Here is an 18,041-nt window from a genome sequence, read left to right on the forward strand (position 1 = left end):
GTTTGGCACTAGAATTAGAGGATGGACCATACACATCAAGTCTCTAGTCAGCCGAATTCCCCTGACCATCCTCAGTTAAAAGACCCAGTTTGCAATATGAATGTTACTGAGCAGTCAGTACATCATTTTGAATACCAGCACCATCAATATTATTTTTGCGGCGCCAAATGCCGCACCAAATTTAGTGCTGACCCGGAGTCCTACTTACATCCGGCCCCTAAAGAGCCTGAACCTGTAAAACCCGGAGCGATTTACACCTGCCCGATGCATCCTGAAATTCGCCAAGACCACCCTGGTAGTTGCCCCTTGTGTGGCATGGCTTTAGAGCCAGAGATGCCCAGTCTCGACGAAGGCGAAAATCCTGAGTTAATTTCATATCGACGTCGTTTTTGGTGGACTTTACCTCTAACGATCAGCGTTTTTATTCTGGCGATGTTTAATGAGTCGCTGCATTTAGTCTCGATGGCGAGTGCGAGTTGGCTTGAGTTTGCCTTAGCTACGCCAGTTGTTTTGTGGGCTGGCTGGCCTTTCTTTGTGCAAGCTTGGGTTTCGATTCAAAATCGGAGCCCCAATATGTTCACGCTCATTGGCATGGGTACCGGTTCTGCCTATATTTACAGTGTGGTTGCAACCCTCGTACCGAATTTTTTTCCGAGTTCCTTTACTTCTATGGGACGGGTCTCAGTGTATTTTGAGGCAGCGGCCGTCATTATTTCTTTAACTTTAGTGGGGCAGTTGATGGAGCTGCGTGCACGTTCACAAACTTCCGCAGCAATCCGTTCTTTATTAGGCCTAAGCCCTAAGACCGCACGGCGCATCGGTATTGATGGCAAGGAAGAAGATGTGCCCTTAGAGGTGATACAGCTGGGCGATTTAATTCGGGTACGGCCAGGAGAGAAAATACCGGTTGATGGTGTGGTGGTAGAAGGTGCGAGTTATATTGATGAAGCCATGATTACTGGTGAGCCTGTACCGGTTAGCCGTAAAGCCGGCGGTAAAGTCATTGGCGCTACCTTGAATACGAATGGCACCCTAGTGATTCGTGCTGAACGCATTGGTTCTGAGACGATGTTGGCGCAGATCGTACAAATGGTAGCCCAAGCCCAGCGCTCTAAAGCCCCAATGCAAAAGATGGCTGATGTAGTCTCAAACTATTTTGTGCTCTCAGTGGTGAGCATTGCCTTACTTAGTTTTTTTGCCTGGGGTTTATTTGGTCCCCAACCCAGTTGGGTCTTCGGTTTAATTAATGCAGTGTCGGTATTAATCATTGCCTGCCCCTGTGCGCTAGGCTTGGCAACACCCATGTCGATTATGGTTGCAAGCGGTAAAGCGGCATCGCAAGGCATACTCTTTCGTGATGCGGCAGCGATTGAAAATCTTTGTAAAGTGAATACTTTAATCGTTGATAAAACCGGCACGCTCACTGAAGGCCGTCCACAAGTAGAGCGTATTATTTCTGTTGGAAACTATAGTGAGCAAGAAATTTTACAAATGGCTGCGAGTGTCGATCACAGTAGTGAACATCCCCTTGCTGCCAGTATTGTGGCGGCTGCTGTTGAGAAAAATTTAGGATTAGATCGGGTTGAGCATTTTGAAGCTGTACCTGGGATGGGCGTGAAGGGTCTTATCAATGGTCGCTGGCTGGCAATTGGTAATGTTGAGTTAATGGAAGCAAATCAGATAAGCCTTGCTCAATCTTCAGCAATTCAAGAGGCGTTGGCGCAGGGTGCGACAGTAATGTATTTAGGGGTCGACCAACAGTTTGCCGGCGCTATCGTACTATCTGATCCTATTAAAGCAAGCTCGGCAGAGGCCCTTGCTAGCCTGCAAGGTCTCGGTATCAAGATTGTGATGGCCTCTGGAGATCATCAGCTGGCCGCCGCAGCCATTGGCGCAAGACTGGGTATTAGTGAAGTCTATGGCAACGTAAAGCCGGCTGATAAATTAGCGCTAGTGGAACGTCTACAAAAAACTGGTCGGATTGTAGCAATGGCCGGTGATGGTATTAATGATGCGCCTGCCTTAGCCAAAGCCAATATTGGCATTGCCATGGGTACGGGTACTGACGTGGCCATTAACAACGCCCAAATTACCTTAGTGAAGGGTGATTTACGCGGCATTGCGCAAGCATTTTTAATCTCGCGGGCAACCGTGCGTAATATGAAACAAAATTTAGCTTTTGCAATGGTTTATAACGCCTTAGGTGTACCTATTGCAGCAGGTGTGTTGTACCCATTTATTGGACTTTTGTTATCGCCGATGATTGCAGCAGTAGCAATGAGTTTTAGCTCTGTTTCAGTCATCACGAATGCACTGCGCCTGAAATGATTGATGATTTATTAAAGCAAGCCATTACCGCATTTGAGGCTGGTAATTTTACCGCTTGCGAACTTGCTTTAGATGAGGCATTACATGCTGAGCCTAAGCATTTATCGGCTTTACAGATTTATGGTTTAGTTAAGGCTAGCCAAGGTCAGCATCATGCTGCAGCCAACTTCTTACAACAAGCGGCCCAGATTGATCCACAAGATGCAGGGCTACAATTTAATTTGGCAAAAGCTTTGTCTGAGTCTGATCAAGAGCATGCCGCTTTAGCCCACCATGAGTTAGCCACGCAATTAACTCCCTTTAATCCTGCGGCATGGCTTAATTTTGGTATTAGTTTATTTAAGCTAAGTAATTATGAGGAGGCCCTCAGCTGCTATCAAAAAGCCTTAGCTATCCAAGATACTAATGCTGCAGCTTGGTTTAACCAAGGGCTGGCACTTAAAGCCTTAGGGCGTAACGAAGCTGCACTCAATGCGTATGGGCGGGCCATTAGTCTTAAACCTGATTATTTTGAAGCTTGGCTTAATACGGCGATTTTATTTACCCAACTCCACTACGAAGATAAGGCCTTCATTGCTTATGAAAAAGCGGTAGCCATAAAACCCAACTACGACTATTTATATGCGATGCCATTTAATCTCAAAATGAGTATGGGTAAATGGATTGGCTATGATGCTGCTTTAGCGGCCATTCTCAATAAGCTCAGTGTTGGCGAAAAGGCGATCACCCCATTTGGCGTACTCGCCATCTCTAGTGATCCTGAGTTACAGCTTGCTGTGGCAAAACAATATACGCAAAAAAGAGCTAAAGCCGAGTTAGCACTACCAGCAATTGTTAAACGTAAGCGCAATAAAAAAATTCGGCTTGGCTATTATTCGGCAGATTTTCGTAACCATGCGGTTACTCAACTGATCTCTGGTTTATTTGAAAATCATGATAAAGCGCAATTTGAAGTCATTGCTTTTTCGTTTGGCCAAGATAATAATGCTGAAGTTTTTCAGCGGATTAATCAAGCCCTAGATCAATTAGTTGATATTCAAGGCCTGAGTGACCTTGAGGTAGCAAAACTGTCACGCGAAATGGAAATCGATATTGCGGTCGATTTAATGGGCTTAGTGCAGGATAGTCGTCCTGGTTTATTGGCTTATCGGGCGGCGCCAATTCAGGTAAATTACCTGGGTTATCCAGGCACCATGGGCGCTGACTATATCGATTACATTATTGCTGATCACACCTTAATTCCTGAAGATTGTCGGCAATATTATTCAGAAAAAATTGCCTATCTCCCTTTTTCATATCAAGCTAACGACAATAAAAAACAGATTGCAGAAAAAAAAGCTTCGCGCCCTGAGTTAGGGTTACCCGAACAGGGCTTTGTTTTCTGTTGTTTTAATAATAATTACAAAATCAATCCACCCATATTTGATTCTTGGATGCGTATTTTGGGGCAGGTAGAGGGCAGCGTTTTATGGCTCTTAGAGGACAATCGTTTTATAGCGCAAAATTTGCGCTTAGAGGCAATTAAAAGAAATATTAAACCTGAGCGCTTAATATTTGCTCCACGCCTAAGCTTAGCCGAGCACTTGGCGCGCCATCAGGCCGCTGATTTATTCTTGGATACCTTGCCCTACAACGCCCATACTACGGCGAGTGATGCACTCTGGGCTGGGCTACCCGTGTTAACTTGTGTGAATGCCGCTTTTGCTAGTAGGGTGGCGGCTAGTTTGCTCAAGGCAATTGGCTTGCCAGAGTTAATTACCACGAATACCGAAGAATATGAGTCTCTAGCGATTGCCTTAGCAAATGATTCCGCTAGACTGCAGCAACTGAGGGAGAAATTAGCCGAGCAACGTTTAAGTGCGCCATTATTTAATACCCCCTTATTTGCACAGCAGATTGAGGCCGCCTACCAACAAATGATGGAGCGCTATTGGGATGATTTACCAATAGATCATATTCAGCATTTACCCTAGGGCGAATGCGAGACAATAAGTAAAAATGAGAATATAAAGAGACTATGAAAATATTTCGAACCTTACGCATTTTTATGCCCTTGATTGTTGCTCCAATTCTAGCAATGGGCAGCTTGTGTTGGGCGCCATCCTCTCTAGCTGCGGAATTAAAGGAAATTCAAGCTAGCCAGATCGAGGTGCTTGCCAATAACGAAGTTCCTGAGTTATTAAAAACTTTAGAAGAATTAGTCGCAATTGAATCAGGCAGTACTGATTTAGAGGGTTTGGCGAAAATACAGGCAGCGATCGGTAAAAAATTAGATGGACTTGGTATTCCCTATCAATTAATTCAGGGTAGCGGAAATACTAAAACTGGAGCGATGATTTTAGTCAAAATAAAAGGCAATGGAACGGCAAAAATAGCGCTTATTGCCCATATGGATACGGTGTATCAAAAGGGAGATAGCAAGAAGCAGCCCTTTAAAGTCGCAGACGGTAAGGCCTATGGATTAGGTATTCAGGATGATCGCGCTGGTATTGCAGTTATTTTGCATACCCTCAAAATGATTAAAACTGCTGGAATCAATTCTTTTGGTGAGTTAACAGTACTTATTAATGCTGATGAAGAAATTGGCTCGCCTGGATCTAAAGAAACTATTATGGCATTAGGCGAGGCAAATGATCTGGTGATTTCATGTGAAACCAGTGGCACTAAAGCCGATTATGTACGCTTAGCAACATCCAGCATTGCTCGTGCTGATCTTAAGGTTCAGGGTAAGGCTGCGCATTCTGGCGCTAATCCTGAATTTGGCCGAAATGCTTTATATGAAATGGCACATCAAGTTTTGCAAACGCGCGATTTAAATAATATAGCCCCAGGAGTTAAATTTAATTGGACCTTGGCACAGGCTGGCACTGTGCGCAATATGATTCCCTTTGGGGCAACAGCAACGGCGGATATTCGGGCTAATAAAATGAGTGACTTTGATTTAGTGGAGGAAAAGCTCAAGGAAAAGATTCAACATCATTTAATTCCAGAGACTACTGTCACACTGGATTTTGTGCGCTCTCGACCCCCTTTAGTGCCGACTGAAAAAAGTTTAGCAGTAGCCAAATTGACACAGTCAATTGCAAAAGAAATTCAATGGCCCTTGGGTATCCTTGAAACTCCAACTGGTGGGGGTACTGACGCTGCTTATGCGCAAATTCGCAATCGTGGTGCGGTGATTGAAAGTTTTGGTTTGCAGGGCTTTGGCGGCCATACAGATAACGCTGAATACATCTTGATTGAATCAATCAAGCCCAGATTATTCATTACAAGCATGTTGATTGATCAATATTCGCGGCAACATAATTCAGCTAAGTAGTACTTCACACCCTAATAGGTACCAGGATATAAAATATCTTTAGTTACTTTGTGAATATCTCGATGGCCAGTAAAAGCCATTGAGAGATCAAGTTCGCGATGAATAATTTCCAAGCACTTCGTAACACCAGCTTCGCCCATTGCGCCTAGGCCATATAAAAAGGCTCTACCAATCATTGTGCCGCGAGCGCCTAAAGCCCAGGCCTTAAGGACATCTTGCCCTGAGCGAATGCCGCCATCAACCCAAACTTCAATCTCTTTGCCAACTGCATCAACAATTGCGGGTAGGGCGTGAATACTGGAGACCGCATGGTCGAGTTGCCGTCCACCATGATTTGACACAATTAATGCATCTGCCCCCGAGTTGACAGCTAAGCGCGCATCTTCCACATCTAAAATACCTTTAATAATAAGTTTACCGCCCCAGCGTTTTTTAATCCATGCAACATCATCCCAGCTTAAGCCCGGGTCAAATTGTTCCGCGGTCCATGAGGATAAGGAGGCCATATTGCCAACTCCAGAGGCATGCCCCACAATGTTGCCAAAATTTCTACGTGGGGTTTGGGCCATACCAAGACACCAACTGGGTTTAGTCATCATATTGATGATGTTTGCAATAGTTAGTTTGGGCGGAGCGCTTAAACCATTTTTTAAATCTTTATGGCGTTGTCCCAAAATTTGTAGGTCTAGAGTAAGTACTAAAGCTGAGCAGGATGCTGCTCGAGCACGCTCAATTAGACGCTCGATAAAGTCGCGGTCCTTCATTACATACAACTGAAACCAAAATGGTTTAGTGGTGTGCTTGGCTACCTCTTCAATGGAACAAATACTCATGGTTGATAAACAAAAGGGGACACCAAATTTTTCAGCAGCGCGTGCCGCTAAGATTTCACCATCGGCGTATTGCATGCCAGTTAAACCAGTTGGCGCTAAAGCCACCGGCATGGCAACAGTTTCACCAATCATGGTCGTTTGGGTAGTACGATTTTCCATATTGACAGCAACCCGCTGCCGAAATTTAATTTTCTGGAAATCAGCTTCGTTAGCGCGATAGGTGGTTTCAGTCCACGAGCCTGAATCGGCATAGTCGTAGAACATTTTTGGGGCGCGCTTTTGATGCAATATACGCAAATCTTCAATATTCGTAATGATTGGCATAACTTCCTTTAATTTAAGGCTAAATTAGGGCTCACGGGGTGTTAGATAGGGTCAATTTAACTCACTTTGGGGCTCGTCTTGGCAATTTCGTTATTATCATTGCTAACAGTATATGTTTTATAAAGGATTGGCTATGTTGCATGAATTACGTATTTATCATTCGGTGCCCGGCAAACTGCCAGAGCTTAATAAGCGTTTTGAAACCATCACTTTAGAGATGTGGAAAAAACATGGTATTCGGCAGATTGGTTTTTGGACGGTCTTGGTAGGAGTGAATAGTAATTCACTTTATTATCTTTTGGAATGGGATAGCCTTGCTGAGCGTGAAAGCAAGTGGAATGCTTTTCAAAATGACCCCGCATGGAAATCAGCTAAAGTGGGTACTGAAGTCAATGGGCCTCTAGTCGAGCGTATTGAAAATATGATCTTGGTGCCAACCTCGTATTCAGCTTTACGTTAACTCGCAAAAAAGCTACCAGGTTTAATGAAAGCGGAAACTAAGGGCCTTTGGCTTGGGCTAGTAGGGATTATTTTTTTCAGCATTACCCTGCCGGCGACACGCTTAGTTGTCGCTGACTTTGGCACCTTCCCTGCTGCTTTTTATCGTGCTACTTTGGGCGGCCTAGGTGCTTTAGCTTACTTACTTTATTTACGACCTGCTTGGCCCAATCGTAAAGATGCATTAGCTTTACTGGTCACTACTGTTTTTATTGTCTTCGGCTTTCCTTTAGGCATTAGTGTGGCAATGACTTACTTACCCTCCTCGCGTGGGGGCGTAGTGTTGGGTATTACGCCATTATTAACGGCTTTATTTGGTGCTTTGCGATTCGGCGAGCGGCCTTCGGTAGGATTTTGGATTACCGCTGCCATTGGTAGTCTGCTGGTAATTCTGTATTCACTTTGGCAAAGTCATGGCGGCTTAGAGTTTGCCGATTGGGCGTTAATTATTGCGGCAGTTTCAGCTTCATATGGTTATGCTGAAGCAGCAAAGTTATCGCAAAAAATGGGCGGCCCAGTGGTCATCTCTTGGATACTTGTAATGGGGCTAGTGATTAATCTTCCTATGGCCCTCTATTTTGCTTTTCAAGAGCCGAATTTTTTGCAGATTGCGCCGACCATTTCTGTTAGCACTTGGGTGGCCTTACTTTTTCTGGGTCTAGTCTCGGCGTTTATCGCCAACTTCTTTTGGTATAACGGCCTCGCTTTAGGAGGCATTGCACGGGTTGGTCAGGTGCAGCTTTTACAACCCTTCATGACTTTTTTAGCGGCGAGCCTATTTTTACCTGAGCCCATTACCTTGGTAAATATTCTTTTCGCTACCGCCGTAGTCGCTGTGGTGATGATTGGCAGAAAAATGCCGATTCGTACAGTGGCAAGTAAATCAGCAACGGTTTAGGATTTAGCCGCGACCAACGAAAGGCATATTGTTAGCCATGATGGTCATAAAGAGCACATTACTCTCAAGCGGTAATTGCGCCATATGTAAAACGGCTTGGCCGACGTGATCAACATCCATGCGGGGCTCAATTTTGCTCGAGCCATCCGCTTGAATAATGCCCTTAGCCATGCGCTCAGTCATTTCGGTAGCAGCATTACCAATATCAATTTGTCCACAGACAATGTGATGATTGCGGCCATCTAACGAAATGGCTTTGGTTAGGCCCGTCATCGCGTGTTTAGTCGCCGTATAGGGAGCGGAAAAAGGGCGCGGTGCATGCGCAGAGATCGAGCCATTATTAATGATGCGTCCCCCTTGGGGTGATTGCGCTTTCATCATGCGAATTGCCTCTTGCGAGCATAAAAAGGCCCCACTTAAATTAGTATTAACTACCGACATCCACTGTTCGTAACTAATGTCTTCCATCGGCATTGCAGGTGTGCCTAAACCAGCATTATTAAATAAGAGATCGATTCGCCCAAATTTTGCCTCTAAGGCGGCAAATAATTTTTTAACCTCATCAGGTTTGCCAACATCGCAAGCAACCGCTAAGCAGTTTGCCTCAGTACCACCAATCGTAGTAATGGCCGTTTTTAATTTATCAATATTTCTGCCGGTAAGAACAATCTGAAAGCCGCCATGGAGTAAGGCCTTGGCTGCCGCTCTCCCAATACCGGTGCCAGCGCCTGTAACTAGGGCAACACGTTGGTGGGAAGTGTTAGGAGAATTCGTCATGGTGGTTTGATCTTTTATTAGTTGGGTTTAATTTACGTATTTATAGTAGGATCTTAACTGAATAGGGGGGCTTATGTATCAAACACAATCAAGCAGGAAATTGTTGAGTAGGCAGTTCAATTTAGGCTTCAGTTTGGCGGCAAGTTTAGGCTTCAGTTTGGCTTTAAGTTTACTGACTGAAACTGTACAAGCCCAGACCTACCCCACCAAGCCAGTGATATTGGTCGTACCGCAAGCGGCCGCTGGCACGAATGATATTGTTGCCCGCTTAATTGCGCCTGCTCTCAGCGAGGCTTTGAATGGTTCGGTGGTTGTTGAAAACCGACCTGGGGCTGGCGGTAATATTGGTACACAAGCAGTGGCCAAAGGCCCTAAAGATGGTTACACCTTGCTTCTCACGATTAATAGTGCGCAGGCAATTAATCCCGCGCTTTATAAAAATCCTGGGTTTGATCCCGTTGCTGATTTTACTTTTTTATATTACCTTGGCGCAACTCCCTACGTATTAGTTTCGCCGCCTGGCTCGCCTCTAAAAACGCTGGCCGAGGTAGTAGCGGCAGCGAAAAAGAAACCGGGTGAGTTAGCTTATGCCTCAGCCGGCAATGGCACTATTAGTCATTTATTAGGAGCTATGTTAGCGACGAGTGCAGGCATTGAACTTCAACACATTCCTTACAAAGGAGTAGCCCCAGCGATTAATGATGTCTTAGGTGGGCAGGTTCCTTTGGCTTTTGCTAGTCTCCCTTCAGCCTTATCCTATATGAAAGCGGGTAAATTGCAATCGATTGCGATTAGTTCGGCCAAACGTTCGCCAGCTGCTCCAGATGTGCCAACGATTGCTGAAACCTATCCTGATTGTGTAGGTGAAGTATGGGTTGGCCTCTTTGCACCAACCGGCGTGAATCCAGAAATTGCCAAAACAATTCAAGCGGCTATGGCTAAGGTTATGGCTCGCCCAGATGTGCGAGAGCGTCTAACACAACAAGGACTTGATTTAACACCCGTTACTACCAATAAATTAGCGGGCTTTTTAAAAGAAGAAATAATGAAGTGGGCTCGTATTGTTAAGGCATCTGGGGCGCAACTCGATTAAAGGCGAAGAGATGTCCTAAAATAGGGGGGTGATTCTACAGCCCCCCTTTACACCCGCCAAGCAATTAGTTAAAACTTTACAGCGCCAAAGTTTTGCAGTAGCTGCGCCGCAAGCAGTGGCCGATTACAGCCAACTCTCGCTCTCTGACTTATCCCACCTTCAACAATATTGGCACGATTTGCCCCGTGATCCCTATTTGAAAGATGGTGGTCGCTATCGTTTTAGACGGCATGATAGTTATCGAATTCATCAAGGTGCATTAGAGCTTATGCCGCATCGAGCACACTGGCAATCACTTAACTATAACGCTTTGCATGGCGGAATTCACCGGTGGTTTGAGCCGATCGTTAGTGGTTTATCGCGCGATCCAGTGTGGCGAAAACTCCTATGCGCTACCGCAAAAATATTAAGTCAAGCAAAGCCAGTAACTACTTGGTTTGTTGAAGCCCATCAGTTTCGGATTGATACTGCTGAGGGTATTGGTCGACCAACACCGGAGGGCGCGCACCGCGATGGAGTCGATTATGTAGCTGTATTTTTGGTCGATCGTCATCATATTAAAGGCGGTGAGACGCGCATTTTTGAGGCCCAAGGTTCGGCTGGACAACGCTTTACCTTAACCGACTCTTGGTCGTTATTAATGTTAGATGATGAGCGCATGATCCATGAGTCAACTCCAATTCAGCCACTTCAACCCGGGGGCTATCGCGATACCTTAGTGCTAACCTTCAGGGCGCATGGTTTTCAAGAACAAGTTGGCCAAGAGCAATAATTACACCCCGATAATGTTGCTGGCGCAGTCCTGCGCTTTGCTCGGCTTCGCCTGTTATGCCACAACTTTGTTGCCCTTACAAGCCTTGTGGCAACTCAGTAATTTGCAATCCGGTTTAATTGCTAGCGCAATTTTCTTAGGGTATATGTGTGCGGTGCCATTTGCCACTGCCTTAACCGATCGTATCGATGCCCGCAAAATTTATTTTGTTGGTGGCTTGCTCGGGTTTTTGGGTCTTTTGGGTATGGGGTTTATCGCCAATGGATTTTGGTCCGCTGTGCTTTTTATGGTGATCAGTGGCGCTGGGCTGGCAGGTACGTATATGCCTGGCCTGAAAATTCTTTCTGACCGCATTCAACAAGGCGAATTAAGTCGACATATTTCTTTTTATACCGCCTTCTTTGGTATCGGCACTGGCTTATCTTATGTACTTTCAGGCTGGATTTTAGAGGCTCAAGATTGGCAGGCAGTGTATCGATGGATTGCCTTAGGACCACTGGCAGCGACCTTAATTGTTTTATTTTTTATTCCACCTTTAAAGTCCGCAGCAGGGCTGGGTAGTTTAAATTTACATTGGCGCGATTTATTCCCGATTAAAACCTGGCGCTTAGTTTTGCATAATCGCGATGCTGCAGGATACATCTTTGGCTACACTACCCATTCGCTAGAACTATTTGCTTCACGTAGCTGGCTAGTAGCCTTTTTTGGTTTTTGTACACTTGCTTCTGGCAGCAATTTTTTCTTGGCGATTACCACCCTGGCAGGCATGATTAATTTCTTTGGTGTACCCGCATCGATCATTGGTAATGAAATTGCTCTACGCGTAGGTCGAAAAAATTGGATTGCATTTGTGATGCTAGGCAGTGCGGTAGCGGGCATTGCTTTAGCTACCGCTTCAGGACAAGCCTGGTGGTTAATTGTTAGCTTAGCCATTGCCCATGCGATTTTTATTATGGCCGACTCGGCAACGCTAACTGCGGGCTTAGTAATGAGTGCGCCAGAGAATATTAAAGGCGCAGCGATGGGCTTACATTCTTTAATGGGCTTTGGAGGCGGTTTATTAGGGCCCGCTATTTTTGGTTTTGTTTTAGATTTAACGGGTTCGCGTAGCTCGCCAGATGCTTGGATTTGGGCGTATGGCGCAATTGTCATTTGGGGTGTATTGTTCGTGATGTATGAAAAACGCCACGGCTGGAGTAGAAAGCGCTAGGGAGCAGATGGCCGCAGTGCATAACTGCTATCACTGCGGCAGCCTCATTCCTGCCGCTACTTATTTCGTAGCCGAGCTAGGCGGGTTGAAGCAAGTCTTTTGTTGCGCAGGCTGTATGGCGATTGCCCAAACTATTCATGGTAAAGGTCTCGATGTATTTTATGCTCGCCGGATACAGTTAGGCGTCAAACCAGACCAAGCGCTTAGCGGCAATACGATTCCGAATCGTTTACTTGCTTATGATGATTCTGCCTTGCTTGCACGCTTCTCGCGCCCAATAGCTGATGGTCTATTAGAAACAACCTTGCGCTTAGAAAAAATTCGCTGTGCTGCTTGTGTTTGGTTATGTGATCAGTATTTAAAGCGGCTCACAGGGGTTCGTGATGTGCAAATTAATTATGTTACGCAAAAAGCCAAAATACAGTTTGACTTAGAGCAATGCAATTTGTCGCACTTGTTATTTGAAATTGAGCGGATTGGATTTTCTGCTTGGCCATTCGAACCATCGCAAGCAGCGGATTTAGGTAGAAGAGAGCGACGCCAATTACTTACGCGGCTTGGCGTGGCCTTATTAGGCATGATGCAGGTGATGATGTATGCTTGGCCAACCTATACTGGGACGGGCGATTTAAGCCAAGAATACGGTGCCTTATTGGGCTGGGCGAGTTGGGTTTTAACCGTGCCTGTAATTCTTTATTCTGCTGGACCGATTTTTCTTGCTGCTTGGCGGAGCGTACGACTTTTCCCGCAAACCCATATATTGGGTATGGATGTGCCAATTGCCATTGCTTTGGGCTTAGCGTTTTTTGCTGGCACCTTGAATTTATTAACTGGTAATGGCGCAAGTTATTTTGATTCGATCACCATGTTTGTGGCTTTTATTTTGGGCGCGCGCTATGTTGAACTATTAGCCCGGCAAGATGCCCAAAGCGGTGCCGAAGCTTTAGCAAAACAATTACCTGCTATCTGTGAAAAATATTTACACTATCCAGACTCCTTAGAGTTAAAAGAAGTGCCAGTAGTGAACTGCCATCAAGGTGATTTTATACGAGTATCACCAGGCGAGATTATTCCAGCCGATGGAGTTTTAATAGCCAATGAAACCGAGATTAATGAATCTCTATTAACGGGGGAGGCACGGGCGATTAGGAAAAAAATTGGCGACCCTCTTTACGCTGGAAGTCATAATATTTTGAATCCTTGCATCATGCGGATTGATACAGTAGGTCAAGCTACACGCATTGCAGGTATTGCTGCCTTATTAGATCAGGCTTTATTAGCCAAACCTCATTTAGTTAGCTTGGCAGAACGCTGGGCGAGCCATTTCATTCTATTTTTGCTTGCGACTGCTCTGATCGCTTCTGGTCTCTGGTTTATATTTGATCCTAGTAAATCATGGACCGTCTTAGTGGCGGTATTGGTAGCGAGTTGTCCTTGCGCACTGTCGTTGGCAGTGCCAACGGCGATGGCTGCAGCCCAAGGCGCCGTAACAAAATTGGGCATCCTCATCGTGCGCGGGCACGTCATGGAAAGCTTGGTTGAGGTAAGTGATTTAGTAATAGACAAAACGGGCACCTTAACTTTGGGGCAGCCTGAATTGCAAACTATTCGAGTGGCGCGAGCTGACTTTTCTGCTCACCGCGCTTTAAGTTTGGCGGCCGCAATGGAGGCAGGGCAAACGCATCCATTGGCCCTCTCACTCTTACGTGCGGCAGCAGTAGAAAATCTGCCCGTCCAAAATTTACCCCTCGCTTCGGTCGGCGAATTGGGGCGCGGTTTACGTGCGGGCGAATATCGCCTAGGTAGCGCGCTTCATGTTGGCCTGGATCAACAAATAGAAGCTGATCTTTTGGAGCGACAATCTGGCGAACACGGCAAAGTTTACTTGGTCGATGGACAGGGATTGATTGCGACTTTCTTATTTTTAGATACCCCCCGTCCAGGAGTACAAGAATTATTGTCAGCCGTACAACAAAGAAAGATCACCGTCCATTTAGTTTCTGGAGATGATGCTCAGACTGTCGCTTGGTGGGCAAATTATTTTGGCATTACGAATTTTTCTAGCGCGGCTTCACCCGAGGGAAAATATGCTTATGTCGCTAAGCTACAAGAACAAGGGAAAATAGTGTGGGCGATTGGTGATGGCGTAAATGATGCGCCCCTATTAGCGCGTGCCAACGTTTCAGTAGCAGTAGGAGCCGGTGCACCCCTGATTACAGCTGGGGCAGATGCTATTTTAACCGCTAACTCGCTCGAGCCTTTGGTTTATTTACTACGCAGTGCCATCAAGACGCGTCTCATTATTAAAGAAAATATCGCGTGGGCTTTGTTATATAACGTAGTCGCTATTCCAGTTGCCATGCTGGGTTGGGTTAATCCCTGGGTAGCGGGCATTGGTATGTCGCTGTCATCATTGTTTGTGACCTTAAATGCTTGGCGATTGCGTAAAACCTAAATCAAGCTAGACTAAGAATATGGAAAGCTTATATTTGTTGATTCCCTTCTCACTCATACTGATTGCCTTATTAGCCTATTTATTTCATTGGTCGATTAAAAGTGGGCAGTTTGATGATATGGATGGGCCAGCACAGGCCTTATTAATGGATGAAGATGTGCCTAAACCCACGGCAGATCAGCAAGATCGGCAGAATCTGCCAAGTTAGTCGTTTTACCCGCCACCGTTTTGATCTAGATCAACCTACACTCGGCCGCTTAATTTGATAATTCAGAGGAATTATTAGATTGCGTGAAGTATGGGTTAACTAGGGAGAAACCATGGGCACTGCCGTGGATAACAGTCAGACATCATTTAATTACAAAATTGTGCGGCAATTTGCCTTGGTAACGGTTTTATGGGGCATTGTCGGAATGTTAGTGGGGGTATTAATTGCTGCCCAATTGATTTGGCCTGAGATTACCTTTAATATTCCTTGGCTTAGTTATGGTCGTTTGCGCCCTTTGCATACCAATGCGGTGATTTTTGCCTTTGGTGGATGCGCTCTCTTTGCCACTTCTTACTATATTGTTCAGCGCACTTGTCAAACCCGCTTATTTTGCGATAAGTTAGCGGCATTCACATTTTGGGGTTGGCAATTAGTGATTGTTGCTGCAGCAATTACTTTGCCCTTGGGGATTACTACCTCGAAAGAATATGCTGAGCTGGAATGGCCCATCGATATTTTAATAACCTTGGTGTGGGTTGCTTATGCAGTAGTATTTTTTGGCACTCTGATCAAGCGTAAAACTAAACATATTTATGTTTCTAATTGGTTTTTTGGCGCTTTTATTTTGACGATTGCGATTCTACATCTTGTCAACAACGTTGAGATGCCAGCTAGCCTATGGAAGTCTTACTCAGCTTACTCTGGTGCACAGGATGCCATGATTCAATGGTGGTATGGGCATAATGCAGTCGGTTTCTTTTTAACCACTAGTTTTTTAGGCATGATGTATTACTTTATTCCTAAAGCCGCTGAGCGCCCCATTTACTCATATCGCTTATCAATTGTGCACTTCTGGGCGTTGAATTTTACGTATATGTGGGCTGGTCCACATCATTTACAAAATACCTCCTTACCCGATTGGACGCAATCATTAGGCACGGTATTTTCATTAATTTTATTGGCACCGTCATGGGGGGGCATGATTAACGGCATCATGACTTTGTCGGGCGCGTGGCATAAATTACGCAGTGACCCAATTCTGAAGTTTTTGGTTGTCGCCTTATCTTTTTATGGCATGTCGACTTTTGAAGGCTCGATGATGTCCATCAAAACCGTCAATGCTTTATCGCACTACACCGATTGGACAATTGGCCACGTGCACTCTGGAGCTTTGGGCTGGGTGGGCATGATTAGTATTGGCTCCTTGTATTACATGATTCCGCGACTCGTCGGGCAAAAAGATATGTATAGCGTGAAGTTAATTGATTTACATTTCTGGATTGCTACAACAGGCGTGGTTATTTATATCGCTGCAATGTGGATTGCGGGAGTCATGCAAGGTTTAATGTGGCGGGCATTCGAGCCCGACGGAACTTTAACCTATAGCTTTGTGGAAAGTGTCAAAGCGACTTATCCCTTTTATGTCATTCGTTTAATTGGCGGTATTTGTTATTTAAGCGGCATGCTGCTGATGGCTTACAACGTATTTAAGACGGTCTATCGCAAGCCCTGTATTGACGCCATTATTCCAGTAACCACTCAATTAGCTCACTAAGGAGGCGAGAATGTCTGAACATCACCCATTTTTTTCGCACGCCACGCTAGAGCGTAATGTCGGTTGGTTAATCGTTGCCACGATTTTGGCTGTCGCTGTAGCGGGCTTGGTGCAGATTGTGCCCTTGTATTTTCAGCATTCCACCACTACACCTAGCGAAGGCATAAAACCCTTCCCCCCACTCAATTTAGCTGGTCGAGATATTTTTCAGCGCGAGGGCTGCTCTAATTGCCATTCACAGCAAATTCGCTTATTACGTTCTGAGACTGAACGTTATGGCCCCTATTCCTTGGCGGGCGAATCGGTATACGATCACCCGTTCTTGTGGGGGAGCAAACGAACTGGCCCTGATTTAGCTCGGGTTGGCGGCCGTTATTCTGACGATTGGCATCGTATTCATTTACGCAATCCGCGGGCGGTTGTACCCGAATCAAATATGCCAGCATATCCGTGGCTAGAAAATGCCCCTGCAGATGCTGATTCAATTCAATCCCACTTAATTGCACTGCGTCGAGTAGGCGTTCCTTATACCGATGAGCAAATTGCGAATGCACCCAAAGATTTGGCAGGTAAAACCGAAGAAGACGCTTTGATTGCATATTTACAGGGCCTGGGTATTAATCGGCGTGCGATTCCATTAACTAAAACAACGGCCAATAATTGATCGGGAAAGACATAAACATGGAACAGATTTTCCCCTATATTTCAGCGATCACTAATCTCATCGGCATCCTACTTTTTTTAGGTATTGTTTGGTGGGCTTATTCCGCAAAACGAAAAAAAGCGAATGAAGCATCTGCTGAACTACCGTTCGACCTTCCCGACGAATACCGCAAGGACTAATCATGAGTGATTTTTTAAGTGCTGGTTGGAGTATTTATATTGCCTCGATCACGATTATCGGCATTGTTTGGTGTATCTGGTTATTATTTTCTCAGCGTAAGGTTAAGGTTAAGTACAACGCTGACGGCTCTGTAGCTGATACTGGTCACGTGTGGGATGGTGATTTACGTGAACTCAATAATCCTTTGCCACGTTGGTGGATGTGGATGTTTTTATTGTCATGTATTTTTGGCTTAGTTTATTTAGTGCTATATCCAGGACTGGGTTCAATGCCTGGTATGTTGGGATACACCACCGTAAGTTCACACCAAGAATCGGTCATCGAGGCAAATAAAGAAGTACAACCCCTCTATACTAAATACATGGCGATGGATATCGCTCAAGTGGCTGCCGATCCAAAGGCGCATGATATTGGCCAGCGTTTATTTTTAAATTATTGCTCCCAATGCCATGGCTCTGATGCAGGGGGTGCTAAGGGTTTCCCAAATTTGACCGATGGTGATTGGCTTTATGGCGGTAGTCCAGAGGCAATTAAAACGACTATTAAGCAAGGGCGCGCAGGCGTGATGCCACCTTACGTCCATTTGGGTGCGGCAAAAATTCAAGAACTCGCTATTTACGTACGTAGTCTTTCTGGTTTAACAGTAGATGCCGCCAAAGCCAATTTAGGCGCCCCAATTTTTGCTGAAAATTGTGTCGCTTGTCATGGCGCTGAGGGAAAGGGCAATCAATTACTAGGCGCACCGAATTTAACCGATAAAACCTGGTTATATGGTAGCTCACAGGCTGCTATTGAAGAAACCATAAATAAGGGTCGCAATGCCTTAATGCCAGCTCAGGAAAATAATTTAACACCTGAAAAAATTCATTTATTAACTGCCTATGTATGGGGCTTATCTAATCTCAAGCCAGCCTCAACTAAGTAGCA

The 18,041-nt window shown here is 45.3% G+C and carries 16 protein-coding genes; 14 read left to right on the top strand and 2 right to left on the bottom strand.

Annotated features, from left to right (window positions below):
- Positions 1-21 precede the first annotated feature (21 nt).
- From LZT21_RS08110 to LZT21_RS08120, 3 genes are read left to right on the top strand one after another with little or no spacing between them, the layout of a single operon-like run.
- Complete coding sequence (locus tag LZT21_RS08110) at positions 22-2,328, top strand: heavy metal translocating P-type ATPase (RefSeq protein WP_233990209.1); 2,307 nt, start codon at positions 22-24, stop codon at positions 2,326-2,328.
- Positions 2,325-4,301: a tetratricopeptide repeat protein gene (locus LZT21_RS08115; RefSeq protein ID WP_233990210.1), complete on the top strand. Its 1,977-nt coding sequence runs from the start codon at positions 2,325-2,327 to the stop codon at positions 4,299-4,301. Before LZT21_RS08110 ends, LZT21_RS08115 begins: the two co-directional genes overlap by 4 nt.
- 44 nt (positions 4,302-4,345) lie before the next feature.
- Positions 4,346-5,647: a glutamate carboxypeptidase gene (locus tag LZT21_RS08120; RefSeq protein WP_233937243.1), complete on the top strand. Its 1,302-nt coding sequence runs from the start codon at positions 4,346-4,348 to the stop codon at positions 5,645-5,647.
- 11 nt (positions 5,648-5,658) lie between these two features.
- Here the strand turns inward: LZT21_RS08120 and LZT21_RS08125 are convergent, their stop codons facing one another.
- Positions 5,659-6,804: an alpha-hydroxy acid oxidase gene (locus LZT21_RS08125; RefSeq protein ID WP_233924103.1), complete on the bottom strand. Its 1,146-nt coding sequence runs from the start codon at positions 6,802-6,804 to the stop codon at positions 5,659-5,661.
- Positions 6,805-6,937: 133 nt separating this feature from the next.
- On the opposite strand from LZT21_RS08125, the gene LZT21_RS08130 reads away from it, so the two are divergent.
- Together LZT21_RS08130 and LZT21_RS08135 are read left to right on the top strand one after the other, a co-directional pair.
- Complete coding sequence (locus LZT21_RS08130) at positions 6,938-7,264, top strand: NIPSNAP family protein (protein WP_233990212.1); 327 nt, start codon at positions 6,938-6,940, stop codon at positions 7,262-7,264.
- A gap of 24 nt (positions 7,265-7,288) precedes the next feature.
- Positions 7,289-8,200, top strand: coding sequence for a DMT family transporter (locus tag LZT21_RS08135; RefSeq protein WP_233990214.1), 912 nt, complete (start codon positions 7,289-7,291; stop codon positions 8,198-8,200).
- A gap of 3 nt (positions 8,201-8,203) precedes the next feature.
- Here LZT21_RS08135 and LZT21_RS08140 read toward each other — a convergent pair whose 3' ends face one another.
- The gene (locus LZT21_RS08140) at positions 8,204-8,977 is read right to left on the bottom strand and encodes an SDR family oxidoreductase (RefSeq protein ID WP_233924106.1); all 774 of its coding nucleotides are present in this window, start codon (positions 8,975-8,977) and stop codon (positions 8,204-8,206) included.
- 73 nt (positions 8,978-9,050) lie between these two features.
- Here LZT21_RS08140 and LZT21_RS08145 point away from each other — a divergent pair, with 73 nt between their 5' ends.
- The 9 genes from LZT21_RS08145 (at position 9,051) to ccoP (ending at position 18,039) form a co-directional block, all read left to right on the top strand.
- Positions 9,051-10,070 (top strand): Bug family tripartite tricarboxylate transporter substrate binding protein, encoded by a 1,020-nt coding sequence (locus LZT21_RS08145; RefSeq protein ID WP_370634810.1) that lies wholly within the window; start codon positions 9,051-9,053, stop codon positions 10,068-10,070.
- Positions 10,071-10,098: 28 nt separating this feature from the next.
- The gene (locus LZT21_RS08150) at positions 10,099-10,842 is read left to right on the top strand and encodes a 2OG-Fe dioxygenase family protein (protein WP_370634811.1); all 744 of its coding nucleotides are present in this window, start codon (positions 10,099-10,101) and stop codon (positions 10,840-10,842) included.
- A gap of 13 nt (positions 10,843-10,855) precedes the next feature.
- Positions 10,856-12,052, top strand: coding sequence for a nitrate/nitrite transporter (locus LZT21_RS08155; protein WP_233924107.1), 1,197 nt, complete (start codon positions 10,856-10,858; stop codon positions 12,050-12,052).
- Positions 12,018-14,507: a heavy metal translocating P-type ATPase gene (locus LZT21_RS08160; protein WP_233990216.1), complete on the top strand. Its 2,490-nt coding sequence runs from the start codon at positions 12,018-12,020 to the stop codon at positions 14,505-14,507. Before LZT21_RS08155 ends, LZT21_RS08160 begins: the two co-directional genes overlap by 35 nt.
- Positions 14,508-14,526: 19 nt before the next feature.
- A complete protein-coding gene (gene ccoS / locus LZT21_RS08165; RefSeq protein WP_233924109.1) occupies positions 14,527-14,715 on the top strand; it encodes a cbb3-type cytochrome oxidase assembly protein CcoS in 189 nt (62 codons plus the stop codon).
- Between the two features lie 112 nt (positions 14,716-14,827).
- Positions 14,828-16,270, top strand: a complete 1,443-nt coding sequence (gene ccoN / locus LZT21_RS08170; protein WP_233924110.1) for a cytochrome-c oxidase, cbb3-type subunit I — start codon at positions 14,828-14,830, stop codon at positions 16,268-16,270.
- 10 nt (positions 16,271-16,280) lie between these two features.
- Positions 16,281-16,934: a cytochrome-c oxidase, cbb3-type subunit II gene (gene ccoO, locus LZT21_RS08175; RefSeq protein WP_233924111.1), complete on the top strand. Its 654-nt coding sequence runs from the start codon at positions 16,281-16,283 to the stop codon at positions 16,932-16,934.
- 17 nt (positions 16,935-16,951) lie between these two features.
- Positions 16,952-17,113: a CcoQ/FixQ family Cbb3-type cytochrome c oxidase assembly chaperone gene (locus LZT21_RS08180; protein ID WP_255696488.1), complete on the top strand. Its 162-nt coding sequence runs from the start codon at positions 16,952-16,954 to the stop codon at positions 17,111-17,113.
- 2 nt (positions 17,114-17,115) lie between these two features.
- Positions 17,116-18,039 (top strand): cytochrome-c oxidase, cbb3-type subunit III, encoded by a 924-nt coding sequence (ccoP, locus tag LZT21_RS08185; protein ID WP_233990218.1) that lies wholly within the window; start codon positions 17,116-17,118, stop codon positions 18,037-18,039.
- Positions 18,040-18,041: the final 2 nt, after the last annotated feature.

It is taken from the genome of Polynucleobacter sp. IMCC 30228 (assembly GCF_021395205.1).
Classification (GTDB): Bacteria; Pseudomonadota; Gammaproteobacteria; order Burkholderiales; family Burkholderiaceae; genus Polynucleobacter.